The 13,258-nt window shown below is 70.9% G+C and carries 10 protein-coding genes and 1 pseudogene; 5 read left to right on the forward strand and 6 right to left on the reverse strand.

Annotation, left to right across the window (positions count from 1 at the left end):
• Window positions 1-357 precede the first annotated feature (357 nt).
• Window positions 358-1,032, reverse strand: a complete 675-nt coding sequence (locus ACF1B9_RS18385; RefSeq protein ID WP_376222543.1) for a response regulator — start codon at window positions 1,030-1,032, stop codon at window positions 358-360.
• A complete protein-coding gene (locus ACF1B9_RS18390; protein WP_391741881.1) occupies window positions 1,029-2,720 on the reverse strand; it encodes an ATP-binding protein in 1,692 nt (563 codons plus the stop codon). The genes ACF1B9_RS18385 and ACF1B9_RS18390 overlap by 4 nt, the downstream gene beginning before the upstream one ends.
• Window positions 2,721-2,851: 131 nt before the next feature.
• Here ACF1B9_RS18390 and ACF1B9_RS18395 point away from each other — a divergent pair, with 131 nt between their 5' ends.
• The 3 genes from ACF1B9_RS18395 (at window position 2,852) to trxA (ending at window position 5,100) form a co-directional block, all read left to right on the forward strand.
• On the forward strand, window positions 2,852-4,222 hold the full coding sequence (locus tag ACF1B9_RS18395; RefSeq protein ID WP_391741883.1) for a cation:dicarboxylate symporter family transporter: 1,371 nt from the start codon (window positions 2,852-2,854) through the stop codon (window positions 4,220-4,222).
• A gap of 125 nt (window positions 4,223-4,347) precedes the next feature.
• Window positions 4,348-4,752 (forward strand): MerR family transcriptional regulator, encoded by a 405-nt coding sequence (locus tag ACF1B9_RS18400; protein ID WP_361440562.1) that lies wholly within the window; start codon window positions 4,348-4,350, stop codon window positions 4,750-4,752.
• Window positions 4,753-4,755: 3 nt separating this feature from the next.
• Window positions 4,756-5,100, forward strand: coding sequence for a thioredoxin (trxA, locus tag ACF1B9_RS18405; protein ID WP_391741884.1), 345 nt, complete (start codon window positions 4,756-4,758; stop codon window positions 5,098-5,100).
• Between the two features lie 65 nt (window positions 5,101-5,165).
• Here trxA and ACF1B9_RS18410 read toward each other — a convergent pair whose 3' ends face one another.
• Both ACF1B9_RS18410 and ACF1B9_RS18415 read right to left on the reverse strand, forming a co-directional pair.
• Window positions 5,166-6,158 carry an ankyrin repeat domain-containing protein gene (locus ACF1B9_RS18410; protein ID WP_391741885.1) on the reverse strand — a complete coding sequence of 331 codons (993 nt, stop codon included), beginning with the start codon at window positions 6,156-6,158 and terminating at the stop codon, window positions 5,166-5,168.
• Between the two features lie 30 nt (window positions 6,159-6,188).
• Window positions 6,189-7,208 (reverse strand): MarR family transcriptional regulator, encoded by a 1,020-nt coding sequence (locus ACF1B9_RS18415; RefSeq protein ID WP_391741887.1) that lies wholly within the window; start codon window positions 7,206-7,208, stop codon window positions 6,189-6,191.
• Window positions 7,209-7,768: 560 nt separating this feature from the next.
• Between ACF1B9_RS18415 and ACF1B9_RS18420 the strand changes: the two genes are divergently transcribed.
• Window positions 7,769-8,659: an NAD(P)-dependent oxidoreductase gene (locus tag ACF1B9_RS18420; RefSeq protein WP_391741889.1), complete on the forward strand. Its 891-nt coding sequence runs from the start codon at window positions 7,769-7,771 to the stop codon at window positions 8,657-8,659.
• 67 nt (window positions 8,660-8,726) lie between these two features.
• Here ACF1B9_RS18420 and glgB read toward each other — a convergent pair whose 3' ends face one another.
• Complete coding sequence (gene glgB / locus ACF1B9_RS18425) at window positions 8,727-11,171, reverse strand: 1,4-alpha-glucan branching enzyme (RefSeq protein WP_391746577.1); 2,445 nt, start codon at window positions 11,169-11,171, stop codon at window positions 8,727-8,729.
• 406 nt (window positions 11,172-11,577) lie between these two features.
• Between glgB and ACF1B9_RS18430 the strand changes: the two are divergent.
• Window positions 11,578-11,778: pseudogene (locus ACF1B9_RS18430) on the forward strand (zinc ribbon domain-containing protein); the annotation flags it as partial.
• Window positions 11,779-11,798: 20 nt separating this feature from the next.
• Here ACF1B9_RS18430 and ACF1B9_RS18435 read toward each other — a convergent pair.
• Entirely contained in the window at window positions 11,799-13,205 is a 1,407-nt protein-coding gene (locus ACF1B9_RS18435; RefSeq protein WP_391746578.1) for a maltokinase, read from the reverse strand.
• Window positions 13,206-13,258 lie beyond the last annotated feature (53 nt).

A 13,258-nucleotide genomic window follows, 5' to 3' on the forward strand; every position in this document is an offset into this window, starting at 1 on the left:
CGTAGGAGTCAGCAGGTGGCCTGACTACGGTGTGTTCCACCGAGATCACGGCTCGTAGGAACGTCCTAGCCGGCCGGACGACGGCCCGTGCGGGGTGTGCGGCTCAAAGCCGTGGAGGTATCGCTCGTGGACGAGGGAGCCGCGGTGCATCACCACGAACGCGTCCGTCCGGGCGGCGGCGGACAGTTCGGCAGTTCGAGCGTGCCCCCGCCGGGCGTGGAGATCTTCATGGCATCGAGGTCGGACGTCGCTTCGGGCAGTTCGCGGGCTCGCTCCCCGCCCCGCCACACGGCCCGGCTCGGTGAGAGCTCGCGGCCGGCGGATGTGGAGCCGACAGGTGTCCGGCGCCGCACCGGCTCAGCGCCCCTGGGCCACCCACCGGTAGTACAGCTCCGGACGCCCGATCTGGCCGTACTGCGGGCTGCGCACCGCGCGCCCCACCGTCACCAGGTGCTCCAGATATCGTCGCGCGGTGATCCGCGAGATGCCCAGCTCCGCCCCGGCCGCACCCGAGGTCACGCCGTCCGGAGCGGCCCGCAGGACGCGGGTGACGGCCTCCAGCGTCGGGCCGCTCAGCCCCTTCGGCAGCCGGGACGGCTGCGGAGCGCGCAGCGCGCCGAGCGCCCGGTCCACCTCGTCCTGGCCGCTCGCCTCACCGGCCGCCGCGCGGAACTCGGCGTAGCGGACCAGCCGGTCGCGCAGGGTCGCGAAGGTGAACGGCTTCAGCACGTACTGGACGACACCGAGCGACACCCCTTCCCGGACCACCGCGAGATCGCGTGCCGACGTCACCGCGATGACATCGGCCGAGTGCCCGGCCGCGCGCAGCGAGCGCAGCAACTGCAGACCGTGTCCGTCGGGCAGATAGAGATCCAGCAGCAGCAGATCGACCGGCACGCGGTCCAGCGCCCGCACCGCCTCGGCGCGCGAGTGCGCGACCGCGGCCACCGTGAATCCGGGCACCCGGCCCACGTACAGCCGATGGGCGTCCGCCGCGACGGGATCGTCCTCGACGACCAGCACCTGGATCATGCATGGGCCTCCTTCGTGGTGTGGGTCGTGCGGTCGCCGCCGGCCAGCGGCAATCGCACCGTGAACTCCGCACCGCCGTCGGGGCCGCGGCCCAGCGTCACCGTCCCGCCGTTGCGGTGCACCGCCTGCCGGACGAGGGCCAGGCCGATGCCCCGGCCCGCGCCGTGCGTCGACCAGCCCCGGTCGAACACCTCGGCGGCGTCGTCCGGATCGATCCCGGCCCCGGAGTCGGCGACCCGCAGCAGCAGCTCGCCCTCGTCCGCGAGCGCGGTGACGGTGACCCGCGCACGGGCGGCCCGGCCCGGCCCGGCCGCCCGCGGGGCAGGCACGGATTCCGGACCGGGCGCACCGGCCACCGCCTCCGACGCCGCGTCCACCGCGTTGTCGATCAGATTGCCGAGGACCGTCACCAGATCCCGGTGCGGCAGCGTCGCGGGCAGGGCGCCGTCGTCGATCAGGCTGTCGTCCGCCAGCACCAGCTCCACCCCCCGCTCGTTCGCCTGCGCCGCCTTGCCGAGCAGCAGCGCCGCCAGCACCGGCTCGGCGACCGCGTCCACCACCCGGTCGGTGAGGGCCTGGGCCAGCTCCAGTTCCGCGGTGGCGAAACCCACCGCCTCCTCGGCCCGCCCCAGTTCGATCAGCGAGACGACGGTGTGCAGCCGGTTCGCCGCCTCGTGCGCCTGCGAGCGCAGCGCCTGGGTGAACCCCCGCTCGGAGTCCAACTCGCCGGACAGTGCCTGGAGTTCCGTGTGATCGCGCAGCGTCACCACCGTGCCGCGCTGCTCCCCGCCCACCACCGGGCGGGTGTTGACCACGATCACCCGGTCCGCCGTCAGATGCAGCTCGTCGACCCGCTTCTCGGAGGCGAGCAGCGCACCGGTCAGCGAGGCCGGCAGATTCAGCTCAGTGATCCTGTGCCCGACCGCCTCCGGTCCGAGTCCGAGCAGCTCCCGGCCCGCGTCGTTGATCAACGCGATCCGGCGCCGCCCGTCGAGCATCAACAGCCCCTCGCGCACCGCGTGCAGCGTGGCCTGGTGGTAGTCGTGCATCCGGCTCAGCTCGGACGCGTTCATCCCGTGCGTGTGCCGCCGGAGCCGGGCGTTGATCACATACGTCCCGAGGCCGCCGAGCGCGAGCGCCCCGCCCGCCGCCATCCCCAGCGCCCCGAGCTGCGCCCGCACCTGCGAGGAGACCCGGTCGACCGTGATGCCCGCGCTCACCAGGCCGGTGATCCGGCCGCCGTCCCGGATCGGGGTGACGACCCGGATCGAGGGGCCGAGCGTGCCGGTGTACGTCTCCGAGAACGTCTCGCCGCGCAGCGCCCGCGCGGTGTGCCCGAGGAACCTCTCCCCGATCCGGTCGGCGTCCGGATGCGTCCAGCGGACCCGGTCCGGGGACATGATCGTGACGAAGGCGATCCCGGTGTCCGCGCGCACCTTCTCCGCGTACGGCTGCAGCACGGCGGACGGGTCCGGGGTGCGGATGGCCTCCCGTACGGACGGCGAGTCGGCGATCGCCAGGGCGGCGGCCCTGACCTGCCGGGTCGCGGTCTGCTTCGCCTGCTCACGGCCGGAGACGTAGGTGAAGAACGCACACCCGACCACCACGGCGGTGAGCAGCACCACCTGCATGGCGAAGAGCTGACCGGCCAGGCTGCGCGGGCGGGTACGGGGACGGGGGAAGCGCATGGCCACAGTGTGCCTGGCCGAAAACATATGAACGAAATGTACGTAACCGTGACCGGCGTCACAGCGAGGCGGGATAGTCGCCAAGCCCCCCAGGGACGGGGGAGCGACCCTGACGAGCCGAGGAGAACCCCGTGGGAGTGGCAGCCGCCAAGCGGGACCGTACGCATTATCTGTATCTCGCCGTGATCGCGGCTGTGGGCCTCGGCATCCTCGTGGGCTTCGCGGCCCCGGACGTCGCCGTCGAACTCAAGCCGATCGGCACCGGCTTCGTGAACCTGATCAAGATGATGATCTCGCCCATCATCTTCTGCACGATCGTGCTGGGCGTCGGTTCGGTGCGCAAGGCCGCCAAGGTCGGCGCGGTCGGCGGCCTCGCCCTGGGCTACTTCCTGGTGATGTCGACCGTCGCACTCGCCATCGGTCTGCTCGTCGGCAACCTCCTGGAGCCCGGCCAGGGCCTCCACCTCACCGAAGCGGTGCGCGCCGCCGGTGAGAAGCAGGCGGCGGGTGCGAGCGAGTCCACCGTCGACTTCCTGCTCGGCATCATCCCGACGACGATGGTCTCCGCCTTCACCGGGGGCGAGGTGCTGCAGACCCTGCTCATCGCCCTCCTCGCGGGCTTCGCGCTCCAGGCCATGGGGTCGGCGGGCGAGCCGGTCCTGCGCGGCATCGGCCACATCCAGCGCCTGGTGTTCCGGATTCTCGCCATGATCATGTGGGCGGCTCCGGTCGGCGCGTTCGGCGCGATGGCGGCAGTGGTGGGTGAAACCGGCGTCGACGCGCTGAAGTCCCTCGCGATCATCATGGTCGGCTTCTACGTCACCTGCGCGATCTTCGTCTTCGTGGTGCTCGGCACCATCCTGCGGCTGGTCGCCGGGGTCAACCTGATCTCTCTGCTGAAGTACCTGGGCCGCGAGTTCCTGCTGATCCTCTCCACCTCCTCGTCGGAGTCCGCCCTGCCGCGACTCATCGCGAAGATGGAGCACCTCGGGGTCAGCAGGCCCGTCGTCGGCATCACCGTGCCGACCGGCTACTCCTTCAACCTCGACGGCACCGCGATCTACCTCACGATGTCCTCGCTCTTCATCGCCAACGCGATGGGTGACCCGCTGAGCGCGAGTGAGCAGATCTCGCTGCTGCTCTTCATGATCGTCGCCTCGAAGGGCGCGGCCGGAGTCACCGGCGCGGGCCTCGCCACCCTCGCGGGCGGCCTCCAGTCGCACCGCCCCGGCCTGGTCGACGGCGTCGGCCTGATCGTCGGCATCGACCGCTTCATGAGCGAGGCCCGCGCCATGACGAACTTCGCGGGCAACGCGGTGGCCACCGTCCTCGTCGGTACCTGGACCAAGGAGATCGACAAGGAGCGGGTGGACCGGGTCCTCTCCGGTGCGCTCCCGTGGAACGACGAGATGCTCAACCAGGACGCCGGGCACGGCGACGGCACGGACAGCGTTCCCGAGCCGCGCGACGGCGACCGGGAGCCGGCCGCGGCGAAGGGCTAGACACCGGGCCCCGACCACCACACGGACACAGGGCCGTCGCGGAATCCTTCGCGACGGCCCTGTGCCGTCTTCTGCCGCGCTTCCTCCTTGCCTTGACGTCAGCGTCAAGGTCTACGGTCGAAGACATGCGAATCGGGGAGCTGGCCGAACGGGCCGGGACGACGACGCGGACCTTGCGGTACTACGAGTCACGTGGACTGCTGCCCGCGCGGCGGGCCGACAACGGGTACCGCGCGTACGACGAGGACGATCTGCGCCTCGTCCAGCAGATCCGGACCCTGCAGGACTTCGGGTTCGAACTGGAGGAGACCCGGCCGTTCGTCGAGTGCCTGCGTGCCGGCCACCCGGCCGGCGACGCCTGCCCCGCCTCGCTCGCCGTCTACCGGCGCAAGCTCGGCGAGCTCGACTCGCTCATCGAGCAGCTCCGGGCGGTACGCGCCCAGGTGGGCGCACAGCTCGCGAGAGCCGAGCTGGAGGCCGCGGCAGAACTTCCGGGCGGCCCGGAACCACGTTGTGAACTGGGAGGATGACAGATGATTCATGCGGCAGAGGGTGTGGCCGAGGTCACCGACGCGACCTTCGACGCGGAGGTGCTCGGGGCCGACCTCCCCGTCCTGGTCCAATTCACCGCCGACTGGTGCGGCCCGTGCCGCCAGCTCGCCCCCGTCCTCGGTGCCGTCGCCGCCGAGGAGGCCGGTCGCATCAAGATCGTCCAGATCGACGTCGACACCAGCCCCGGGATCGCGAGCAGGTACGCGGTGCTGGCGACGCCGACCCTGATGGTGTTCCGCTCCGGCGAACCCGTGAAGTCGATGGTGGGCGCCCGGCCCAAGCGCAAGCTGCTCCAGGAGTTGGAGGACGTGTTCGCGACGGCGTGAGACGGGGCACACGTCCGAGCCCCTCCACTCGGGCCCTGTCGGGAACGGCGGACCTCAACCGGGGATCAGAGCAGCGCCCGGCTCCAGTCGGCGGTGCCCAGCCTGCGGGTCTTCAGCGTGTCGAGGCGCCACTCGCCGTGCTTCTTGACTGCGGTGTAGAGCCGTTCGGAACGAAACGGGTGGCCGAGTGGATCACGGACGAGGAGTTCGCATCTGTTGGGCTTGGGACGGTGGACGGAGTGGAGTGTTTCGCGTTCATCCACTTCTGTCGGTGTCCCGATGCTGTGCGGACGGTAGGTGCGCGGGCGGACGCTGAGATAGGCCGACGCGAGTACGTCTCGCTCCGCACACTGTGCGCTGAGGTCCCGGTTCCGGTCCCGGGCCCGATCGGCGAGGGCGTCCCGTTCCCACTTCGCCATCCGGAGGATGAAGCCGCGTACGACTGCGACAGGGTCGTCGTAGTCCACTCGGGCGGGGTCCACAGACGGCCAGGAGAGAGCGGGCGGCTCTGCGACGGGTGGCGGGAGAACGGCGCCGGCTTCGCTGAGCAACCGATGGACGTGGGCTCCCCCCTCGGTGCCGCTCGATTCACAGCTCAGGGAGAGCGCATTCTCGCCGGAGCTGTCCGTCAGGGCGACACGCGCGGTGTGCTCAAGCAGGATTCGCACGGCGTCCGCGTGGCCCTGTTGGGACGCGAGCATGAGAGGAGTGCGATCGAAGTCGCCATTGGCGCTGTCAACATCGCCGCCGTGCGCAAGGAGCACCCGCACGAGGTGCGTGTTCCCTCGTGCTGCGGCCCAGCCCAATGGCGTGAAACCGACGGCGGTGTCACGTGCCTCGATATCTGCAGACGCTGCCAAGAGGACAGCGACCGTATCGAGGTGACCGCTTATGACCGCCTCAAGAAGGGGAGTTCTCCCCGTTCCCCGGTCACGCACCTCGACGTCGGACTGGGTCTGAACGAGTTTCCGCACTGATTCGGTGTCGCCGCTGCTGCTCGCACGCAGAAGTGTCATTGTCGTGATCCTTGATCGAGGGGTCTCCGCGGTGCTGGGCATCGTAGGCCGATGCCCGGGCTCGGGCACGTGTCAGGGGCGTTTGAGCAGGCCCCGCAGTTCGGCGACAAGACCGTGGACGTCCTCTTCCGCGTGGGCTCCCACGGCCTGCTCGCTCGTGGTGTCCGGGTCGGGTGTGCGGCAGGAGCGGCAGAGGCCGTCGGGGAGTGCTTCGGGAGGGCCGGGCGTGGCGCATTCGGCGCATTCCACCATCAGGCGGCGGACGGGAGTGCCCGGTGTGGGCGGTGCCGGCGTGGTGGGGAGGTGGGGTGGGATCTTGTCGGTGAGGCGGCGGCGTACGAAGCCGATGGGGGAGCCGACCCGGGCGGGGAGGCCGGAGGTGAGGGCGTGGGTGAGGTAGTCGGTGTCCACGCCTCGGGTGAACCACCGGGCGGCCAGGGGTTCCAGGACGGTGCAGTCGGCGGCGGACAGGGCCAGGCGCGGTTCGATTCGGCCCAGTCGAGCCAGGGCGAGGTACGCGGGCGAGGGGTGCGCCGGGGCGGGTTCGGGGGTTCGCTGCTGCGGTACGAGGGGCGCGGGCACGGGTACGGGCGCGGCGGGCTGTGCTGCGGGCTCGGCCGGAGTCACGGGGGCCGGGGCCTGAGATTCCGTCCCGGCTCGGGGAGGGATCGCCTCTTGGGCGGCCCGGTCGTTCTCGCTGTCCAGGAAGGCGTTCCACCATGCGTTGTCGCGAGCGGTCCGTGACCAGAAGGTCCGGGTGACCCAGCGGACTTGGCCGCGCTCCTCGACCCGGCACTGGGCGTGCCGCAGGTGACCCGCCACTGCCAGGGCTCTGAGGGCGCTGCCGACGGCCATCTGTCCGTACAGGGGGATGCTCTTGGCCAGCGACTTGATGTCCATGGCCGCGCCGTCGGGCAGATGGTCGACGTATCCGGCGATGTAGCGCTCCCGCTCGGGGAGCAGCATGAAGTCGTCGGCGCGCGCCGGGCGTTGGTCCGGTGCGGACCGCTTGCCGTAGCCGGGGCCGGCCTTCGCGTACGGTCGGGAGGGTGCGGGCGCACATGGGGCAGGGCTAAGGTTCTCGGTAGCCACGAGATCGCTCGATTCGATCTTGGGGTGAGACCCCGGCCCGGTGCTTCTCACACCGTGTCGGGGTCGTTTCGTTGGGGGCACCGTAAGCAGCCGCGATCGCGCGCCGCAAGCCGGTCAGGATTAGTCGTACTTGCTGGCCGTGACGGGTCGGAGGGGGCGGGGAGGTTTCCTCAACCCCCATCTCTCACCCACCGGTTGACCAAAGGCGCTCGAATCCCGGAGCCCGGATCCCGACGCCCGGATCCCGAAGCTCAAGCGTCGGGCCCAGCTTCCCCTTCATGCCCACGAAAGAGTGAATCAGCCGGTCCCGGAGCTCGCCCCTCGACCCTCGAAGCCCGGATCTCGGGTGGAGGAGCGGCACGTCCGGGAGACGCCATCGATCACATCACATCGGCTCGACGTCAGGTCTGCGTCTGCACGGAGCCTCCGCACCAGGCCGTTACCCTGAAAGCCCCGATTCCCGAGCCCGGCGGCCTGACCTGGATGCTTTCCTTTTGGTGGGTATCTGAGAAACAAGTGGGTTCTTGGCGGGTGCATCCACCGCGATGACCATGGCGCGTATGACTACGCATACGAACACCCCGTCCACACCCGTCACCGTCACCGTCATCGGCCTCGGCGCCATGGGCCGGGCCCTCGCCGGCGCCTTCCTGGACGCCGGTCACCGCACCACCGTCTGGAACCGTTCCCCGGGCAAGGGCGAAGAGCTCGTCGCCCGGGGCGCGGTCCGGGCCGCTTCGGCCGAAGAGGCCGTACGGGCAAGTGAATTGGTGGTCGTCTGCGTCGTCGACCACGAGGCGTCGCGGCGGATCCTGGACCCGTTGACGGACGCGCTCGCCGGGCGCGTCCTGGTGGACCTCACCTCCGACACCCCGGACCGGGTCCGTGCCTCCGCGGCCTGGGCCGAGGCGCATTCGCTCGACTACCTGGCGGGCGCGATCATGGTGCCGATCGAGGTGGTCGGCGGGCCGGAGGCGCTGATCTTCTACTCCGGTTCGCGGTCCGCGTACGACCGGCACGAAGCCGTGCTCAAGGCGCTCGGCGCCAACGCCCCGTTCCTGGGGCCCGAGCACGCGCTCGCCGCGGCGTACGACATGGCGATGCTGGACTTCTTCTACGGGAGCATGGCGGGGCTGGTCCACGCCTTCGCCCTGGCCGGGGCGGAGAGCATTCCCGCCGCGGCCATCGCGCCGTATCTGCGGACCATCGTGGACATCCTGCCGCCCATCGTGGCCGGGACGGCGGCCGACATCGACGCGAAGCGGTACGACGGGGCCGGAGCCAACCTCGCCATGATGACCGCCGGTGTCGCTCACGTGCTGCACGCGGCCGCCGGCAGGGGCCTGGACACGTCCCAGCTGGAGGCGATCAAGGCCGTCTCCGACCGTGCCATCGCCAAGGGGCACGGCGCCGACTCCTGGGCGAGCACGGTCGAGGCGCTCCGGGGCTGAGCGCGCCGGCCGGGGGGGGGCCCGCGGCCGGAGGACGGTCGCGGGCCCCCGCCCGCCCCCAAGAGGTTCACACCGGCTTGAACCAGACCGTCGCCAGCGGTGGCAGCGTCAGCAGAATGCTGCCGGGACGGCCGTGCCAGGTGACCGGTTCGGACTTCAGCGGTCCGCAATGGCGCACGTCGCTGCCGCCGTATCGCGCGGCGTCCGTATTGAGGACCTCCGCCCACGCGACCTGGTCACCGAGGACGTCCGGGACGCCGATGCGGTAGTCGTGCCGCACCACGGGGGAGAAATTGCTGACGGCGAGCAGCGGCGAACCGTGCTTGTCGTAGCGCAGGAAGGCGAAGGCGTTGTCCTCGGCCGCACCGCCGTCCACCCAGTCGAAGCCCCCCGGGTCGGTGTCGCGCTGCCAGAGGGCCGGGGTCGCGCCGTACACCGCGTTCAGGTCACCGACCAGGGTGCGCACGCCCCGGTGGTCGCCCTCCGCCTCGTACGAGGGGTCGAGCAGCCACCAGTCCGGACCGTGTCCCTCCGACCACTCCCCGCCCTGGGCGAACTCCTGTCCCATGAAGAGGAGTTGCTTGCCCGGGTGGGCCCACATGAAGCCGAGGTACGCCCGGTGGTTGGCGCGCCGCTGCCACCAGTCTCCCGGCATCTTGCTGACCAGGGCCTGCTTCCCGTGCACCACCTCGTCGTGCGAGATCGGCAGGACGTAGTTCTCGCTGTACGCGTACACCATCGAGAAGGTCATCTCGTCGTGGTGGTACTTGCGGTGCACCGGCTCCTTCGACACGTACTGCAGGGAGTCGTGCATCCAGCCCATGTTCCACTTCAGCCCGAAGCCGAGCCCGCCGAACCCGTCGGGGCCGACCTGATGAGTGGCGCGGGTGACGCCGTTCCAGGCGGTGGACTCCTCGGCGATCGTGACGACGCCCGGATTGCGCCGGTAGACGGTGGCGTTCATCTCCTGGAGGAAGGCGACGGCGTCCAGGTTCTCCCGGCCGCCACGCTCGTTCGGCGACCATTCCCCGCTCTCGCGCGAGTAGTCGAGATAGAGCATCGAGGCGACGGCGTCGACCCGCAAGCCGTCGACGTGGAACTCCTCGCACCAGTAAGTGGCGTTGGCCACCAGGAAGTTGCGCACTTCCGTGCGTCCGTAGTCGAACTCCAGCGTGCCCCAGTCCGGGTGTGCCGCCCGGGACGGGTCGGAGTGCTCGTACAGCGGGCGGCCGTCGAACTCCGCGAGCGCCCAGTCGTCGCGCGGGAAGTGCGCCGGCACCCAGTCGACGATGACGCCGATTCCGGCCCGGTGCAGCGCGTCGACGAGGAAGCGGAAGTCGTCCGGTGTGCCCATGCGCGAGGTCGGTGCGTAGAAACCGGTGACCTGATAGCCCCAGGAGCCGCCGAAGGGATGCTCGGAGACCGGCATCAGCTCCACATGTGTGAACCCAAGGTCCTTCACATACGAGGGGAGCTGTGCGGCCAGTTGGCGATACGTCAGGCCGGGTCGCCAGGAGGGCAGATGCACCTCGTACACGGAGAACGGCGCCTCGTGCACCGGTACGTCCCCGCGGTGCGCCATCCACTCCTGGTCCCGCCACTCGTGGTGCGAGGCCGTCACGATCGAGGCGGTGGCGGGCGGCACCTCGGTACGGCGGGCCATCGGGTCGGCGCGCTTGGTGTGCGAACCGTCCGGGCGGCAGATGTCGAACTTGTAGAGCGTGCCCTCCCCGATCCCGGGCAGGAACAGCTCCCACACCCCCGAGGAGCCGAGCGAACGCATCGGGAAGCCGGTGCCGTCCCAGTAGTTGAAGTCCCCGACGACCCGCACACCGCGGGCGTTGGGGGCCCAGACGGTGAACCGGGTCCCCGCGACCCCCTGGTGTTCCATGGGCTGAGCGCCGAGGGCGGTCCACAGCTCCTCGTGGCGTCCCTCGCCGATCAGATGCAGATCGAGATCGCCGAGCGCGGGCAGGAAGCGGTACGGATCCTGCACCTCGGTCTCGTTGTCCTCGTAGGCGACCAGGAGCTGGTACTCGGGGAGTGAGGGCATCGGCAGCAGCCCGGAGAAGAGGCCGTCGCCGTCGTCGTGCAGCTGCGCCCGCAACCCCTTGGCGAGCACGGTCACGGACCGCGCGTACGGGCGCAGCACCCGGAAGGTCACACCGCCGCGCACCGGATGGGCGCCGAGCAGGTCGTGCGGGGCGTGGTGCTCGCCGGAGAGCAGCCTGTCCCGGTCGCCGGCGTCGAGGGGGCGCGCCCGGCGTACTCCCTGGCTGCCGGTGCCCCTGCGGGGAAGGGGCGGCGGGCCGCCGTCACCGGTGCCGGCAGCTCGCTTGCCCACAGGTTTCTTCCGCTTGGCCGAAGCGTCCGGGGCGGCCGGTTCCGAGGAGGGCGGCGTGTCCACCTCGGCCGGGGCCGCGGGGGGTGGCGTCCCGTCCGGTGGCAGCAGCGGGAGTTGGGGGACCTCGGTGGGGGCGGGCGTTGTGCGGGACGGCTTGCGGGCGGTCACAGGATTTCTCCCAGGATGCCCCGGGCTTCGGCCCGGGAAGGAATGGGTCCTTGGGGCGGAGCCGCGCAGCGGCGGAGTTCGTTGCACATCTGCTCTGACCTGCTCTTTCTTTCATTGTCAGTGGGGGCGGCTAGGTTGGGGGTCATCACGGCAGGAGCGCAGAGCGGGGAGAATACCGGGCATACCCGGTACACCTACCGGCTTCGTGTGTCGTCCACCGCAGGCGCCGCGCTGGAAGCGGAGTGGGCGCGGTGCCGGTGGATCTGGAACGAGAGCTGCGCCCGGTCGAAGAAGGCTCATGCCGAGGATGAGAAGTGCGGCCCGGCCAGGCTGGACAAGATGCTGACCGAGGCCGGGACTGCGATGTCCTGGCTGCGTGAGGGCAGCAGCGTTCCGCAGCAGCAGCGAAATGGGCCGCAAACACGGTCGGCCCGTGCACCTTGTCCACCCCGCGCACACCACCATGGACTGCGCGCAGTGCGGAGCGAGAACCAAGCACGCACTACCTCTCTCAGAACGAACCTACTCGTGCACCGCGTGCGGAGCCGTATCCCCCAGGGACAAGAGCTCCGCCCGCGTGATGCTCGTCCGGGCTGGTCTCCGTTGACGGGCGAGGCACCCGGGCCGTCAGTCGGCGACAGCGGCGGCCAGGCGGTGGATCGCCGCCATCGGGACCGGAAGCCAGTCGGGCCGGTGCCGTGCCTCGTACAGCACCTCGTAGACCGCCTTGTCGGTCTCGTGGGCGCGCAGCAGCTCCGGTTGGCTGCGCGGGTCGACACCCGCGGCCCTGGCGTACCCGTCGCAGTAGGCGGTCCGGCAGCGCGCCGCCCACTCGGCGTTCCACGGGCGGTGCGAGCGGGCCGCGTAGTCGAAGGAGCGGAGCATGCCGGCGATGTCGCGCACCGGGGGCTGCGGCCGGCGGCGCTCGGGCAGCGGTCGGGCCGGTTCGCCCTCGAAGTCGATCAGTGACCAGAAGCCGTCGGCCGCGCGCAGGGTCTGGCCGAGGTGGAGATCGCCGTGGACCCGCTGTGCCGCCCAGCCGTGGCCCCGGTGTCCCAGCGCGGCCACCGCGTCGAAGGCGGTGCGCAGTCCGGGGACGTACGGCACGAGTGCCGGTACCGCCTGCGCGGCGGCCTCCAGCCTGTGCACCATCGCGGCGGCGAGATGCTCGGTCTGGGCGCGGCGCAGGGCGGGCGTCGGCAGGGCGGCGGCGAGCGCGGTGTGCACCTCGGCGGTGGCCCGGCCCAGTGCGTGGGCCTCGCCGGCGAAGTCGCGGCCCGCGGCCAGGGCACGCAGGGCGAGCTGCCAGCCGTCCTGCGCGCCACGCAGGAACGGCTGCAGCACACCGAGGGTGAGCGGTTTCGGTGCGGTGGCCTCGAACCACGCGACGGGGGCCGGTACCCGTCCGCAGCCCTCGCGGGCGAGCGCGAGCGGCAGTTCCAGATCCGGGTTGGTGCCCGGGAAGATCCGGCGGAAGATCTTGAGGATGTAGGCGTCGCCGTAGACGAGCGAGGTGTTGGACTGCTCGGTGTCGAGCATGCGCGGTGGGAGCGGTTCGGCGATGGGGGCGCCGCCCCGGTCGAAGCGCAGGACGCCGAGGGTGCCCGGGGTGCGGAAGCGCTCCAGCAGGAGTGCGGCGAGACGTGGGTCGTGCAGGCCCTCGTAGACGGTGCGGCCCGCGAGCGGCCCGTCCGTCACATGGCCGATGAACGCGGGCGCCAGCCAAGCCGGCAGCGCGGCCCTTACGCCGAGCAGCAGTTGGTAGCAGTCGTCCGGTGACTGGGCGGGCATGGACGGCTGGTGGGCGCGGACCAGCAGATGCAACAGCCCGGCCCCGGACCGGGCGCCCGCAAAATCGGTGTCCACCGGCAGTATTTCGGTCGCCGACACCAGCGAGAACGCGGTGATCGGCTGCCCCTTGCCCGCGAACCACCGCTGCCTGGGCAGCCATTCGTGCAGCAGGGGAGCGAGAGACGGGAGCAGGGCTGTGCTGGCGGCAGCCAGGGCGACCCGAGTGGAGGCAGCCTCCGACATGGCATCGCGTCCTTTCCCCGGGCACACCACAGGATGCGAAGAGTGTCCCGGAT

Source organism: Streptomyces sp. NPDC014727 (genome assembly GCF_043083485.1).
Lineage (GTDB): Bacteria > Actinomycetota > Actinomycetes > Streptomycetales > Streptomycetaceae > Streptomyces.